Annotated in this window: 13 protein-coding genes; 4 read left to right on the plus strand and 9 right to left on the minus strand. The window is 62.0% G+C overall.

Going from position 1 to position 14,966, the window contains the following annotated elements:
* Nucleotides 1-315 precede the first annotated feature (315 nt).
* The 9 genes from Q7C33_RS20525 to exaC all read right to left on the minus strand — a co-directional run bounded on the left by Q7C33_RS20525 (nt 316) and on the right by exaC (nt 9,916).
* Complete coding sequence (locus Q7C33_RS20525) at nt 316-1,047, minus strand: LexA family transcriptional regulator (RefSeq protein WP_030140401.1); 732 nt, start codon at nt 1,045-1,047, stop codon at nt 316-318.
* Nucleotides 1,048-1,240: 193 nt separating this feature from the next.
* The gene (gene ppa / locus Q7C33_RS20530; protein WP_003205933.1) at nt 1,241-1,768 is read right to left on the minus strand and encodes an inorganic diphosphatase; all 528 of its coding nucleotides are present in this window, start codon (nt 1,766-1,768) and stop codon (nt 1,241-1,243) included.
* Between the two features lie 102 nt (nt 1,769-1,870).
* Nucleotides 1,871-2,692, minus strand: coding sequence for a zinc-dependent peptidase (locus tag Q7C33_RS20535; RefSeq protein ID WP_334598375.1), 822 nt, complete (start codon nt 2,690-2,692; stop codon nt 1,871-1,873).
* A gap of 6 nt (nt 2,693-2,698) precedes the next feature.
* Entirely contained in the window at nt 2,699-3,355 is a 657-nt protein-coding gene (locus tag Q7C33_RS20540) for a DedA family protein (RefSeq protein WP_407684061.1), read from the minus strand.
* 384 nt (nt 3,356-3,739) lie between these two features.
* A complete protein-coding gene (locus Q7C33_RS20545) occupies nt 3,740-4,201 on the minus strand; it encodes a GNAT family N-acetyltransferase (protein WP_030140398.1) in 462 nt (153 codons plus the stop codon).
* A 107-nt stretch (nt 4,202-4,308) separates the two neighbouring features.
* Nucleotides 4,309-5,133: an ethanolamine ammonia-lyase subunit EutC gene (gene eutC / locus Q7C33_RS20550; RefSeq protein ID WP_407684062.1), complete on the minus strand. Its 825-nt coding sequence runs from the start codon at nt 5,131-5,133 to the stop codon at nt 4,309-4,311.
* A gap of 26 nt (nt 5,134-5,159) precedes the next feature.
* Nucleotides 5,160-6,554 carry an ethanolamine ammonia-lyase subunit EutB gene (locus Q7C33_RS20555; protein ID WP_407684063.1) on the minus strand — a complete coding sequence of 465 codons (1,395 nt, stop codon included), beginning with the start codon at nt 6,552-6,554 and terminating at the stop codon, nt 5,160-5,162.
* A 200-nt stretch (nt 6,555-6,754) separates the two neighbouring features.
* Nucleotides 6,755-8,125 (minus strand): ethanolamine permease, encoded by a 1,371-nt coding sequence (gene eat, locus Q7C33_RS20560; RefSeq protein WP_249873206.1) that lies wholly within the window; start codon nt 8,123-8,125, stop codon nt 6,755-6,757.
* 270 nt (nt 8,126-8,395) lie between these two features.
* Nucleotides 8,396-9,916, minus strand: coding sequence for an acetaldehyde dehydrogenase ExaC (gene exaC, locus Q7C33_RS20565; protein ID WP_030140394.1), 1,521 nt, complete (start codon nt 9,914-9,916; stop codon nt 8,396-8,398).
* A 536-nt stretch (nt 9,917-10,452) separates the two neighbouring features.
* Here exaC and Q7C33_RS20570 point away from each other — a divergent pair.
* The 4 genes from Q7C33_RS20570 (at nt 10,453) to Q7C33_RS20585 (ending at nt 14,959) form a co-directional block, all read left to right on the plus strand.
* Complete coding sequence (locus Q7C33_RS20570) at nt 10,453-12,357, plus strand: sigma-54-dependent Fis family transcriptional regulator (protein WP_407684064.1); 1,905 nt, start codon at nt 10,453-10,455, stop codon at nt 12,355-12,357.
* Between the two features lie 346 nt (nt 12,358-12,703).
* Nucleotides 12,704-14,053, plus strand: coding sequence for a UDP-N-acetylmuramate:L-alanyl-gamma-D-glutamyl-meso-diaminopimelate ligase (gene mpl / locus Q7C33_RS20575; RefSeq protein ID WP_258648335.1), 1,350 nt, complete (start codon nt 12,704-12,706; stop codon nt 14,051-14,053).
* On the plus strand, nt 14,050-14,682 hold the full coding sequence (gene ubiX / locus Q7C33_RS20580) for a flavin prenyltransferase UbiX (RefSeq protein ID WP_249873209.1): 633 nt from the start codon (nt 14,050-14,052) through the stop codon (nt 14,680-14,682). The genes mpl and ubiX overlap by 4 nt, the downstream gene beginning before the upstream one ends.
* Complete coding sequence (locus tag Q7C33_RS20585; protein ID WP_407684065.1) at nt 14,675-14,959, plus strand: YceK/YidQ family lipoprotein; 285 nt, start codon at nt 14,675-14,677, stop codon at nt 14,957-14,959. The genes ubiX and Q7C33_RS20585 overlap by 8 nt, the downstream gene beginning before the upstream one ends.
* The last annotated feature ends 7 nt before the right edge of the window (nt 14,960-14,966 follow it).

Here is a 14,966-nt window from a genome sequence, read left to right on the forward strand (position 1 = left end):
TTATGGCCGGCTTCTCGTTGACTGATTCAGCTCGTTTTTGACAAACCTTACCAGCCTTCAAAACGTACATCCGGCTCTTGCGGCCGGCTGTGGGACTTGGTCAGAAAGTGATCTGCCTTGTCGGTGCGAGGCGTGGGCTCGCAAATGTGGGGCGGAGGATACGCGGGTTTGCTTTGGAATCCCAGTGGTAAGTGGTGTGGAATCATTGGGTTAGGGGGGATTTAGGGGGAAAGCAGGGGGCTGCTGCGCAGCCCAGCGGGGATAAATCCCCTCGCCACAAAAGCTCCCTGCCATAGTTTCTGGTTTTGGGTGGCATCAATCGAACACCGGCGGTCTCTGTTTGTTGAGGGTTGACCACCAGAACACCCAGCCGATCACGTGGATGTGTTGTTTGTCGATCTGTTCTGCGCTGAAGACTTCGTCGGGATACGCAGCGCTGTTGTGGCTGCGCAGGCGCAGGCGGTTGCCGGGGATGCGGTGGAGGTATTTGATGCGGAGCATGCCGTCGTGTTCGAGGGCGTAGATTTGGCCGTCGACGATTTGGGTCAGGCCGCGGTCGATGGCGAGGGTGGAGCCGTCTTCTATACGTTCGGCCATGCTGTCGCCGACCATGGTGGTGCAGATGGCGTCGCTGGGGTCGATTTCGAGGGATTCGAGGTGGCTGCGGGGCAGGCGGATGGATTGGTCGGGGATTTCGGTGATGTGGGTTTTGGTTTCGCCGGGGGCGATGGGGACTTCCTTGTAGAAAGGCAGTTCGATGTCCGTGGGTTCCGCCACGCTGTAGACGCCGTCGTTTTCGGCGGCTTCATAGGTGGTGCCGGGGCCGAGGCCCAATGGGGTTTGCGGGCCTTCGCCGCGGGCGAGCCATTCCGGGCTGACGGTCAGCAGGCTGGCGATGGAGTGGATGCGCCCGGGCGGGATGCCACGGTTGAACCAGTTGTTCACGTGTTGGGATTTCACGCCGTATAACTTCGCGAAGTCGGCGGATCGGATGTTCGCTTCTCTGAGAAGGGCTCTGAAGCGGTCGCCACTGGAAAGTATTTTCATAAACGGAAGTTTAGAGGCGACTGTGGTTTGGGCAATAAACATGTCGTGCAAATTTATAAGACGATCTTTCCGTTTGCGGGAATCGAAACTGGCGATATAAACGTAGGTAAACGTTGCTAATACGAAGTTGTATTAACTTTGGCGCACGCATAAAAAACCCCGGTATTAACCGGGGTTCTTTTTAAGTTCGATTTCAGCCTTTGTAGGCGGCAACCGACTTGGTGATCGCTTCGCGGGCGGCGTCTGCGCCGGCCCAGCCTTCGATCTTGACCCACTTGCCTTTTTCGAGGTCTTTGTAGTTCGCGAAGAAGTGCTCGATCTGCTGGATCAGCAGCGGTGGCAGGTCGGTGTATTCCTTCACGTCGACGTACAGTTGCGACAGTTTGTCGTGTGGCACTGCGATGACTTTGGCATCGCCGCCGCCGTCGTCGGTCATGTTCAGGATGCCGACTGGACGGGCGCGGATGACCGAGCCCGGGGCCACTGGGTATGGAGTCACGACGAGTACGTCGAGGGGGTCGCCGTCGTCGGCCAGGGTGTTGGGGATGTAACCGTAGTTGGCCGGGTAGAACATCGGGGTGGCCATGAAACGGTCAACGAACAGGCAATCGCTGTCTTTGTCGATTTCGTATTTGATCGGGGCGTGGTTGGCCGGGATTTCGATCGCGACGTAGATGTCGTTCGGCAGGTCTTTGCCAGCCGGAATCTTGCTGTAGCTCATTGGGCGGTGCCCCCGTTAGTTGACCAGATGACTGGTCGGATTGACCAAAAAGTGGCGGCGATTATAGGCATATTCGTCCGCTGATGCCACGTTCCCAAGGTCTTAGAGACCTTGGTATGACGCCTGATAGACCGGATCTTCGGCCTGAAGTTGCCGCAGCCGGGCCAACGGATCCTGGCGGTAGAACGCCTTGAGCTGTTCGTACACCTTGGGATAGGCCTGGTGCAGCAGGTCCGGGGCGCTGAAGAAGTATTCGCTGGTGACGGCGAAGAATTCGGCCGGGTTTTCGGCGGCGTAGGGGTCGATGGCGGTTTCTGCGTCGGGGTTGTGGTCGAGTTGGCGGTCGAGGTCGTCGAAGGCTTGCTGCATGGCCTCGGCCCAGTCGCTGACGCGCATGTCGGCGTGCAGCGGTGGCAGGCCGTTGGCGTCGCCGTTGAGCATGTCGAGTTTGTGCGCCAGTTCGTGGATCACCAGGTTGTAGCCGTCCCAGCCGCCGCTGGCCATGACGCCGTCCCAGGCCAGGATGATCGGGCCTTGGGGCCAGGCTTCGCCGCTGTGTTCGCCGTCCCATTCGTGTTCGATGCCGCTGGCGTCGCGGTAGCGCTGGGGGCTGAGGAAGTCGTCGGGGTAGAGGACGATTTCGTGGAAGCCTTGGTACCAGTTCAGTTCGCCGAGGTGCATCAGCGGCAACTGGGCCTGGGCGGCGAGCAGCAGGCGTTGTTCCTGGTGCAGTTCGACGCCGGGCAGGGCGGTGAGGTGTTTATCGTGGAGGAACAGGACGCAGGCTTCCCGCAGCCATTGGTCCTCGGCGGCGCTGATGCCGTCGAGGAAGCTCAATTGTTGGCGCACCCGTTGCCAGGTGTCCTCGGCGATGGGGTGTTTGGCGAGGGTGCGTCGGCGGCGCCAGTTGCTCAGGGACCACATGGGCGATCAGCGTGTTTCGGCTTTCGAGGCGCGCTGGCTCATTTTGCTGCGCACCAGGCTGATGATCATCGGCAGCAGCGACAGCAGGATGATGCCGACGACCAGCAGCGACAGGTTTTGCTTGATGAACGGCACGTTGCCGAAGAAGTAGCCGAGGGTCACCAGGCCGCCGACCCAGAGGACGGTGCCGAGGACGCTGAAGCCGAGGAAGCGCAGGTAGTTCATCTTGCCGACGCCGGCGACGAAGGGCGCGAAGGTGCGGATGATCGGCAGGAAGCGCGCCAGGGTCACGGTTTTGCCGCCGTGTTTGTCGTAGAAGTCGTGAGTTTGCTGCAGGTAGTCGCGGCGGAAGATTTTCGAGTTGGGGTTGCTGAAGAGTTTTTCGCCAGCGGTGCGGCCGATGAGGTAGTTGGTGCTGTCGCCGAGGATGGCCGCGAGCATCAACAGGCCGCCCAGCAGGACGGGGTCCATGGCGCCACCGGCGGCGACGGCGCCGGCGATGAACAGCAGGGAGTCGCCGGGCAGGAACGGCATGACCACCAGGCCGGTTTCACAGAAGATCACCAGGAACAGGATGGCGTAGACCCACGTCCCGTAGTTGGTCACCAGCATGTCGAGGTAGACGTCGAGATGCAGGATAAGGTCGAGGGGGTTGAAATCCATGTGTAGCACCTTGGTGGCGGCCCGGCTCGGCGGGCTGGTGGGTCTGGCTTTTTGAGTATGACTACAGGGTGTGTAGCTTTTTCTTACAAGCTGGGACGAGCGGCATTATACGGTGGCGCGGGGGGCATGCGGGGGGAGTTTGTAGCTGGGGATTTCGAGGTGGGGCAAATGGCTTGCGGCGAGACGAGCACCTGTGGCGAGGGGATTCATCCCCGCTGGGCTGCGCAGCAGCCCCAAAACCTGAGCGCGCGGTGTGTCAGGCTGAACGAGTTGGCTGATTTGGGACCGCTTCGCGCTCCAGCGGGGATAAATCCCCTCGCCACGAGGGTTTCACTCAGCCACAAGGGTTTCATCAGCCACAGAGGCTTCATCTAGCCGCAGGGGTCAGAGCCCTTCGCTGATTGGCAGCACGTAGTTCTTGAACTCGGTGTCTTCCTTGAAGCCGATCGATTCGTAGGTTTTCTGCGCGACTTCGTTGTTGCTGCTGGTGGAGACGCGCATGCGCACGGCGTTGGTTTCCTTGGCCATTTTTTTTGCGGTGCGGATCAGGTTGTCGGCGACGAGTTGGCGGCGGGCGTCTTCGGCGACGTAGATGTCGTTGAGGATCCACACGCGCTTGAGCGACAGCGACGAGAAGCTGGGATAGAGCTGGCAGAAGCCGAGCAATTTGCTGTCGTCGTCATCCGGCAGGGCCAGGTAGATGACCGATTCCTTGCGGCGCAGGCGCTTTTCGAGGAAGGCTCGGGACGAGTCCGGGTAGGGCAGTGAACCGTAGAATTCCCGGTATTTGACGAACAATGGGGTCAGCAGGTCCAGGTGTTCCAGGGTCGCTTGGATAATCCGCATGGTAGGTCTCGTCTGCAAAGGTCGACAGATATTCAGACAACAATGTCGCGCTGCCGTGCTTTTGATGCTGCCTGAAAGCGGATCAAAAACGCAATCGGATAAACGGATCAGTTGCGGGGCGGTGCCAGTAGGAAATTACCTTTCATATCGGCAGGATTTTCCGACTCTAGGGTATGAACCTGGGCTTCGTCCTTCAGATTGACCCCCGAAAGCTGACGACGGCAGGCCTCGCGCATCAGGTAGATCAGGCGATGGGCCGCCATCCCGTAGCTCAAGCCTTCGAGGCGGACGTTGGAGATGCAGTTGCGATAGGCATCGGTCAGGCCGACCTTGGGGTTGTAGGTGAAATACAGCCCGAGGCTGTCGGGGGAGCTGAGGCCGGGGCGTTCGCCGATCAGGATCACCGACATTTTCGCGCCGAGCCGCTGCGCCACTTCATCCGCCACGGCGACGCGACCCTGTTCCACCAGGACCACCGGCGAAACGGACCAGCCTTCGGCGGTGATCTGTTCTTCCAGTCGCGCCAGGAACGGCAAGGTATGGCGATGCACCGCCAGCGCTGACAGGCCGTCAGCCACCACGATAGCCAAATCCACGCCGCCGGGATGGGCCGCCGCGTACTCGTCCAGGATTTGCGCGGATGCCTCATCGAGCCGCCGGCCCAGGTCCGGGCGCTGTAGATAGCTATGGCGGTCGGCTGCGGCACTGTGGAGCAACAGGCTTTCACGGCCGCGCTCAGTCAGTTGTGCGCGAATGCCCTGGTGATCAAACGCCAGGTGCACCGCATCGCGCGCCTGGGCGTGGGCGAATTGGAAATCCAGTTGCGCCGAGGTCGGCAGGCTGGTGCCGGTGCGGCCCAGGGCAATGCGCGCCGGGGTGAGGTTGCGCAGGTTCAGCCAAGGGTTTTGCGAATCGACAGGTTTTTTATCCATGGGCAACTCACTCATAAAAATGCGGCTTATCCCAAATGCGCAAGGGCCTGGCGAAACGCCGGTGGCAGGTTGTCGCCGAACCGCACCCGGCCATCGGCCTGGGTGAAGATGCCCATGTTCGCCAACCACGTTTCGAATTCCGGCGCCGGCTTCAGGCCCAGGGTCTGACGGGCGTAGAGGGCGTCGTGGAACGAGGTGGTCTGGTAGTTGAGCATGATGTCGTCGGAGCCGGGGATGCCCATGATGAAGTTGATCCCGGCCACGCCCAGCAGGGTCAGCAGGGTGTCCATGTCGTCCTGGTCGGCTTCGGCGTGGTTGGTGTAGCAGATGTCGCAGCCCATCGGCACGCCCAGCAACTTGCCGCAGAAGTGGTCTTCGAGGCCGGCGCGGATGATTTGTTTACCGTTGTAGAGGTATTCCGGGCCGATGAAGCCTACAACCGTGTTCACCAAAAACGGGTTGAAATGTCGCGCCACGGCGTAGGCCCGGGTCTCGCAGGTCTGTTGATCGACGCCGTGGTGGGCGTTGGCCGACAGCGCGCTGCCCTGGCCGGTTTCGAAATACATCAGGTTGTTGCCGAGGGTGCCGCGATTCAGGCTGAGGCCGGCGTCGTAGCCTTCTTTCAAGATGTTCAGGCTGATGCCAAAACTGGCGTTGGCCGCTTCGGTGCCGGCGATAGACTGGAACACCAGGTCCAGGGGCACGCCACGGTTCGCCGCTTCGATGGAGGTGGTGACGTGGGTCAGCACGCAGCCCTGGGTGGGAATGTCGTAGCGCTGGATGATGGCGTCGAGCATTTCCAGCATGGCGCAGATCGAGGCGGTGCTGTCGGTGGCCGGATTGATGCCGATCATGGCGTCGCCGTTGCCGAAGAGCAGGCCGTCGAGGATGCTCGCGGCGATCCCGGCAGGTTCGTCGGTGGGGTGGTTGGGTTGCAGGCGGGTGGACAGTCGTCCGCGCAGGCCGAGGGTGCCGCGGAATTTGGTGACCACGCGGATTTTCTGCGCCACCAGCACCAGGTCTTGCACACGCATGATCTTCGACACGGCGGCGACCATTTCCGGCGTCAGGCCCGGGGCCAGCGCCCGCAGGCTCTGTTCATCGGCGGCGTCGCTGAGCAGCCAATCGCGAAAACCGCCGACAGTGAGGTGACTGACGGTGGCGAAAGCTTGTTTATCGTGAGTGTCGACGATCAGCCGGGTGACTTCGTCGACCTCGTAAGGAATCAGCATTTCTTGCAGGAAATGGCTGAGGGGCAAGTCAGCCAACGCCATTTGCGCGGCCACGCGCTCACCATCGTTGAGCGCCGCGACTTCGGCGAGGAAATCCCCGGAGCGCGCCGGGCTGGCCTTGGCCATCAGGTCTTTGAGGCTGTCGAAGCGGTAGGTCTGGGCGCCGACGGAATGGGCGAATGCGGCCATGGGCGGTGTCCTCCTGGTTCTCTAAATACTCAAATACAACCCGTAACCCTGTGGGAGCGAGCTTGCTCGCGATAGCGGAGTATCAGCAAAAATACTTGTCGACTGATACACAGCTATCGCGAGCAAGCTCGCTCCCACAGGGGACGGTGTGCACTTTTAAATAGCAGGCACCGGACCTCGGGCCCGGTGCCGGTGCAACTTCAGATACCTGTGAGCATAGCGTCCGCCGGCGCGTCGGAGCGTTGCTTGGCGGTCAGTTGGAAATACAGGTAGCCGACAATCATGAAACCGAGGAACACCAGGCCGATCAGGGTGTTGAACCACGCCATCGCCACCAGGCACACCACCGCCAGGAACAGCGCGATGCCCGGCACGAGCGGGTAGCCCGGCGCGCGGAAGGTGCGTTCCAGGTTCGGTTCGGTCTTACGCAGCCTGAACAGGCTGAGCATGCTGATGATGTACATCACGATGGCGCCGAACACCGACATGGTGATCATCGCCGCCGTCAGGCTCATGCCCTGCAGGTTGACCAGGCCATCGCTGTAGATCGCCGCGATGCCGATGACGCCGCCGGCCAGGATCGCCCGGTGCGGAGTCTGGAAACGCGAGAGTTTTGCCAGGCCGCGAGGCAGGTAGCCGGCCCGGGCCAGGGCGAAGAACTGCCGCGAGTAGCCGAGGATGATCCCGTGGAAACTCGCCACCAGGCCGAACAGGCCGATCCACACCAGCATGTGCATCCACGTCGAGTTGTTGCCGACCACGGCCTTCATGGCCTGGGGCAGCGGGTCGTTGATGTTCGACAGCTGGCGCCAGTCGCCGACGCCGCCGGCCATGATCATCACGCCGATGGCCAGGAACACCAGGGTCAGGATGCCGCTGACATAGGCGCGGGGGATCGTGCGTTTCGGGTCCTTGGCTTCTTCGGCGGCCATGGCCGCGCCTTCGATGGCGAGGAAGAACCAGATGGCGAAGGGGATCGCCGCGAATATGCCCGGGATCGAGGCGAGGGTGAACTCATTGGAACCCGACCAGCCGTTGAGCACGAAGTTACTGAAGCTGAAGCCCGGCGCAACCACGCCCATGAACACCAGCAACTCGGCGACCGCCAGCACGGTGACCACCAGCTCGAAGGCGGCGGCGATGCTGACGCCGAGGATGTTCAGGGTCATGAACACGATGTACGCGCCCACCGCCGCGAGCTTCGGATCGAGCTCGGGAAATTGCACGTTGAGATAGGCGCCGATGGCCATGGCGATGGCCGGCGGCGCGAAGACGAATTCGATCAGGGTGGCGATCCCGGCGATCAACCCGCCTTTCTCACCAAAAGCCCGTCGGCTGTAGGCAAAAGGCCCGCCGGCGTGGGGAATTGCGGTGGTCAGTTCGGTGAAACTGAAGATGAAGCAGGTGTACATCAACGCCACCATCAGGGCGGTGACGAGAAACCCCAGGGTTCCTGCGGTGCCCCAGCCGTAGCTCCAGCCGAAGTATTCGCCGGAAATCACCAGGCCGACGGCAATGCCCCATAAATGCAGGGTGCCGAGTGTGGGTTTGAGTTGGGTGGTAGAAGTCATAAGTCCTCTCTGTCTTTTTTATTGTTTGATCTGTTGGACTTTCGGGTTTGCTGTGGAGCGGGCACGCAAGGCTCATGCCAGAGCGGTGGGGCATTGATTCTGTGTGTGAGTGAGGGCGCCATCGTCGGATCGCCGCCCGGAGCAAGCTCGCTCCCACAGTGGATCTATGCCAACCCTGGAGGCGAGTTATCCACAAATCCCTGTGGGAGCGAGCTTGCTCGCGAAGGCGATCTAAAGGGCCAGGCAGAATGACCTGCCTGGCCCAAGGGCTTAGAAGAACCCCAACGGATTGATGTCGTAGCTCACCAGCAGGTTCTTGGTCTGCTGGTAGTGGTCGAGCATCATCTTGTGCGTCTCACGCCCGACGCCGGACTTCTTGTAGCCACCGAACGCAGCATGCGCCGGGTACAGGTGGTAGCAATTGGTCCAGACGCGACCGGCCTTGATCGCCCGGCCCATGCGATAGGCGCGGTTGATGTCGCGGGTCCACAGGCCGGCGCCAAGGCCGAACTCGGTGTCGTTGGCGATCGCCAGGGCTTCGGCTTCGTCCTTGAAGGTGGTGATGCTCACCACCGGGCCGAAAATTTCTTCTTGGAACACGCGCATTTTGTTGGTGCCCTTGAGCAGGGTCGGCTGGATGTAATACCCGGTCGCCAGGTTGCCCTCGAGTTTTTCCACCTTGCCGCCGGTCAACAGCTCGGCGCCTTCGCCCTTGGCGATTTCCAGGTACGAAAGAATCTTGTCGAATTGCTGCTCGGACGCCTGGGCGCCGACCATGGTGTCGGTGTCCAGCGGGTCGCCGCGTTTGATCTGCAGGACTTTCTTCATCACCACTTGCATGAATTCGTCGTAGATCGACTCCTGCACCAGGGCGCGGGATGGGCAGGTGCAGACTTCGCCCTGGTTGAAGAACGCCAGCACCAGGCCTTCGGCGGCTTTTTCGATGAAGCTTGGCTCGGCCTGCATGATGTCTTCGAAGAAGATGTTTGGCGACTTGCCGCCCAGTTCAACGGTGGACGGGATGATGTTCTCGGCGGCGCATTTCATGATGTGCGAGCCGACCGGGGTCGAGCCGGTAAAGGCGATCTTGGCGATGCGCTTGCTGGTGGCGAGGGCTTCGCCAGCTTCCTTGCCGAAACCTTGCACCACGTTCAGCACGCCCGGTGGCAGCAGGTCGCCGATCAGCTCCATGAGCACGCAGATGCCCAGCGGGGTTTGCTCGGCCGGCTTGAGCACCACGCAGTTACCGGCGGCGAGGGCCGGGGCGAGTTTCCAGGCGGCCATCAGCAGCGGGAAGTTCCACGGGATGATCTGCCCGACCACGCCCAGCGGTTCGTGGATGTGGTAGGCCACGGTGTTGCCGTCGATCTCGGCGGCGCTGCCTTCCTGGGCCCGCAGGCAGCCGGCGAAGTAGCGGAAGTGGTCGGCAGCGAGGGGGATGTCGGCGTTGAGGGTTTCGCGCACGGCCTTGCCGTTGTCCCAGGATTCGGTGATCGCCAGGGTTTCGAGGTTGGCTTCGATGCGGTCGGCGATTTTCAGCAGGATCAGCGAACGGGCCTGGACCGAGGTGGCACCCCAGGCATCGGCGGCAGCGTGGGCGGCGTCCAGGGCTTTGTCGATGTCTTCGGCTGTGGAGCGCGGGAATTCGGCGATGGGCTGGCCATTGACCGGGGATGTGTTGGTGAAGTACTGACCTTTGACAGGCGCGACGAACTCGCCGCCGATGTAGTTACCGTATTTAGCCTTGAACGAAACGATAGCGCCTTCAGTACCGGGGTGAGCGTAACGCATGATGAGTTCTCCTTGGCTTTTGTGCTTATTAGGGAGCCGCGCAAATTCGCGCTGGTACTTAAGCCTAGAGCAAAGGTCGGGCCACTGCCTTGCGGGGCCCGGAAATCAAGACTTTAGGAGGAGTTGGTCGGACAAACGGAGGGGCTGTGTCACGGTTGCGATACGCGGGGTGTGACAGTTTGTGCCATGGGTGAGACAGTCTGTGACCGGCAGGTCGCGCCAGCATTGCAAAGGTCGATGGGCTGGAGGATGCTGGGCCTCACCAAATTGGCCTGCCCAGCAATGTTGTGGCGAGGGGATTTATCTGTGGCGAGGGGATTTATCCCCGCTGGGCTGCGAAGCAGCCCCCAAAGCAGCCAACTCGATCAACCTGATGCACCGCACTCTCAGGTTTTGGGGCTGCTGCGCAGCCCAGCGGGGACAAATCCCCTCGCCACAGGGGTGAGTGTCAAGCACAGGTCTAAGTGTCAAACACAGGTTAAGTGTTAAACAGTTGCTCCAGTAAGGCCGTTACCTTCGGGGAGAACAATAAGAAAATGCACAGCAACCACTTGAGTCGCCATGCCCAGCAAGTCCTGACGGTCACCCAGGGCAAGGCCCATTTGCAGGGCCCTGGCAGCGATCCGTCGATTGCCCGTTCCTGGCTGCGTTGCCTCGAGGACTATCACCTCGACCCGGCCCAGAACCTGGCGCCGACGGTGCTCGAGCACGGTCGGGTGCTGGAAAGCCGCGAACGCTTGCAACAGGTGCTGCACATCGCCGGCACGGAAATGACCAGCCTGCATCAACAACTCTCCGGCGCCGGCCACGCGGTGCTGCTGACCGACGCCCGGGGCGTGATCCTCAATTGCGTCACCGCTCCCAGCGAACGGAAGATTTTCGAGCGGGCCGGCCTCTGGCTCGGCGCCGACTGGAGCGAAGCCTGCGAAGGCACCAACGGCATCGGCACCTGCCTGGTGGAGCGCCAGGCCCTGACCATCCACCAGGAAGAACATTTCCGCGGCCGCCACACCGGCCTGACCTGCTCGGCCAGCCCGGTGTTCGATCCCCAGGGCGAACTGCTGGCGGTGCTCGACGTGTCCTCGGCCCGGCCGGACGTGTCGCGCCAGAGCCAATTCCACACCATGGCCCTGGTCAACCTCTCGGCGAAGATGATCGAGAGCTGCTATTTCCTGCGTTGCTTCGACAATCAATGGCTGCTGCGCTTTCATTTGCAGGCCGAGTCCGTGGGGCTGTTCAGTGAAGGGCTGATGGCGTTCGGCGGCGAAGGGCGAATTTGCGCGGTGAACCAGAGCGCGCTGAACCTGCTCGGGCATATTCGCGGTGGCTTGCTGGGTCAGCGGGTCGAGGATTTTTTCGATTGTTCCCTGGATGAATTGATGGGCCGGGCCAGTGCCCAGGCCAGCGCCAGTTGGCCGCTGCGCACCCGCGATGGCCGGCACCTGTTCGCCGTGTTGCGCGGCCAGCCGCGTAGCGTGCCGGTGCCGGTCGCGCCGGCCTTCAAGGTTATCGAGCCGGCCCGTCTGCCGGGGATCTGCTTGGGGGATGCGGCGTTGCAGGAGCATTTTCGCAAGGCGCTGCGGGTGTTCGAGCGCGATGTGCCGCTGCTGATCCACGGCGAAACCGGCTCGGGCAAGGAGGCGTTCGCCAAGGCCGTGCACCACGCCAGCCAGCGCGCCGGGAAAAATTTTGTCGCCCTCAATTGTGCGGCCATTCCGGAAAGCTTGATCGAGAGCGAGCTGTTCGGTTATCGCGGCGGCAGTTTCACTGGCGCGCGCAAGGAGGGCATGCGCGGCAAGCTGCAACAGGCTGACGGCGGCACGCTGTTCCTCGATGAAATCGGCGACATGCCCCTGGCTTTGCAGACCCGGTTACTGCGGGTGCTGGAGGATCGCCAGGTGGTGCCCATCGGCGGCGAGCCCGAGGCGGTGAACGTGCGCATCATCAGCGCCACTCACCGACAGTTGCTCGATCGGGTGCGGGATGGCAGCTTCCGTGAGGATTTGTACTACCGCCTCAATGGCTTGGAAATCCCGCTGCCGGCGTTGCGCGAACGCAGCGATAAGTCGCAGTTGCTGGATTTTCTGTTGGCTGAAGAGAGCGGGGCCGAGACGGTGTCCATCGACGAACCGGCGCGGCAGGCGTTGCTGGGGTTCGACTGGCCCGGCAACGTGCGGCAACTGCGCAACGTGCTGCGGACCCTTGCCGCGCTGTGCGATGGCGGGCGGATCGGGCTGGAGGACTTGCCGGCGATGATCCGCCAGCGCTCGGTTGTGATGGTTGAAGCCCCGACTGAACACCCATTGGAAGATGCCGAGCGCCTGGCATTGCTCGATGCACTGGAGCGCCAGCGCTGGCACATGACCCACACGGCGGAACAACTGGGGATCAGCCGCAATACCCTTTACCGCAAGCTGCGTAAACACGCGATTGCCCGATAAAGCACTGACTGCCTTTGTGGCGAGGGGATTTATCCCCGCTGGGCTGCGCAGCAGCCCTAAAGCAGTGAACTCAATCTTACTGGCACGCCGAGTTACCTGGTTTAGGGGCCGCTGCGCAGCCCAACGGGGATAAATCCCCTCGCCACAAAAGCCAGCTTGTACATTCATTTGTGGGAGCGAGCTTGCTCGCGATGACGTCGGCACATTCAATATCGCCGCAAGCTGACCCACCGCTATCGCGAGCAAGCTCGCTCCCACAGAAGGCCGCCTGTGCGCCGAGGTTCAAACACAAGGTGCGATTTCCCCCTCCCTACGCTAACCTGCGGCCATGTTTACGAGGTCGACTATGCACATCCATATTCTCGGTATTTGCGGCACTTTCATGGGTTCGATGGCGGTCCTGGCCAAGGAGCTGGGCCATCATGTGACCGGTTCCGACGCCAACGTCTACCCGCCGATGAGCACTCAACTGGAAGCCCAGGGCATCGAGCTGACCCAAGGCTATGACCCGGCGCAACTGGACCCGGCGCCGGACCTGGTGGTCATCGGCAACGCCATGTCCCGTGGCAACCCGGCGGTGGAATACGTGCTCAACAAAGGCCTGCCGTACGTGTCCGGGCCGCAGTGGCTGGCCGATCACGTGTTGCAGGGCCGTTGGGTCCTGGCCGTGGCCGGCACCCACGGCAAGACCACCACCAGCAGCATGCTCGCCTGGGTCCTGGAGCACGCCGGCATGAGTCCGGGTTTCCTGATCGGTGGCGTGCCGCAGAACTTCTCCGTGTCGGCTCGCCTGGGCGGCACGCCGTTCTTCGTGATCGAAGCCGACGAATACGACAGCGCGTTTTTCGACAAACGCTCGAAATTTGTCCACTACCGTCCACGCACGGCGATCCTCAACAACCTTGAGTTCGATCACGCCGACATTTTCCCCGATCTGCCGGCCATCGAGCGGCAATTCCACCATTTGGTGCGCACCATTCCCAGCGAAGGCCTGGTGATCCATCCGACCACCGAGCCGGCGTTGCAGCGCGTCATCGAGATGGGCTGCTGGACCCCGGTACAAACCACCGGCGCGGGCGGGCAGTGGCAAGTGAAGTTGCTCAAGGATGACGGTTCTGAGTTCGAAGTGATGTTCGAGGGCCAGTCCCAAGGCATAGTCGAATGGGACATGACCGGCCAGCACAACGTGGCCAACGCCCTGGCGACCCTGGCGGCGGCCCGTCATGTCGGCGTGGTGCCGTCCATGGGCATCGCCGCGTTGAGCGCGTTCAAGAGCGTGAAGCGGCGGATGGAGAAAGTCGCCGAGGTACGCGGCATCACCATTTACGACGATTTCGCCCATCACCCAACTGCCATTGCCACCACCCTCGACGGCTTGCGCAAGCGCATCGGCGATGCGCCGCTGATCGCGATCATCGAGCCGCGCTCCAACTCCATGAAACTCGGCGCCCACCGTGACGGCCTGCCGGAAAGCGTGGCCGATGCCGACCAGGTGATCTGGTACGCACCGGCCAACCTGGGTTGGGACCTCGCTGCCACCGCCGCGCTGTGCACGGTGCCGTCGATTGTCAGCGACTCCCTGGAAGGCATCATCGAGCGCGTGAAGAGCCAGGCCCAGCCCGGCACTCACGTGGTGATCATGAGCAACGGCGGCTTCGGCGGCCTGCACGGCAAACTGGCCGAGGCGCTGAAATGAGCAACGGCCCGGAACGCATCACGCTGGCGATGACCGGTGCGTCCGGCGCCCAGTACGGCTTGCGCCTGCTCGATTGCCTGGTGCGCGAGGACCGCGAGGTGCACTTCCTCATCTCCAAGGCCGCGCAACTGGTGATGGCCACCGAGACTGACGTGACCCTACCGGCCAAGACCCAGTTGATGCAGGCGTTCCTCACCGAATACACCGGTGCGGCGGCGGGGCAGATCCGCGTGTATGGCAAGGAAGACTGGATGTCGCCGGTGGCCTCGGGCTCCGGTGCGCCAGCGGCGATGGTGGTGGTGCCGTGTTCCACCGGCACGCTGTCGGCGATTGCCACCGGGGCCTGCAACAACCTGATCGAAAGGGCGGCGGACGTCACGCTCAAGGAGCGCCGCCAGTTGATCCTGGTGCCGCGGGAAGCGCCATATTCGAGCATCCACCTGGAGCACATGCTCAAGCTGTCGAACATGGGCGTGACCATCCTGCCGGCGTCGCCGGGTTTCTATCACCAGCCGCAGACCATCGATGACCTGATCGATTTCGTGGTCGCGCGGATTTTAAATTTGCTGAACATTCCCCAGGACATGTTGCCGCGCTGGGGCGAGCACCATTTGAGCAGTGATGAATAAGCTGCTGATCGTGCTGCTGGCGGTGCAACTGACCGGCTGCGCCACCGCTCGCACCCTCGACGCCGCGAAGCCGGGGGCGCCGGTGGTGTATGCGGGGACGCGCCTGGATTTGTATGCACTGAACGGTGGCTGCTGCGCCAAGGACCGTTTTGGGGCTGAAGCGCCGAGCTATCCAGGGCTCGATCTGCCGGGGAGTGCGCTCCTCGATACTGTGTTGCTGCCGTTGTCGTTGTTCACGGCGTTGGGTGTGGGGTTTCAGGCCACTGGCGGTTTGTAACGCCCAA

The sequence above is a fragment of the Pseudomonas sp. BP11-1-1 genome (genome assembly GCF_052112105.1).
Taxonomy (GTDB): Bacteria; Pseudomonadota; Gammaproteobacteria; order Pseudomonadales; family Pseudomonadaceae; genus Aquipseudomonas; species Aquipseudomonas alvandae.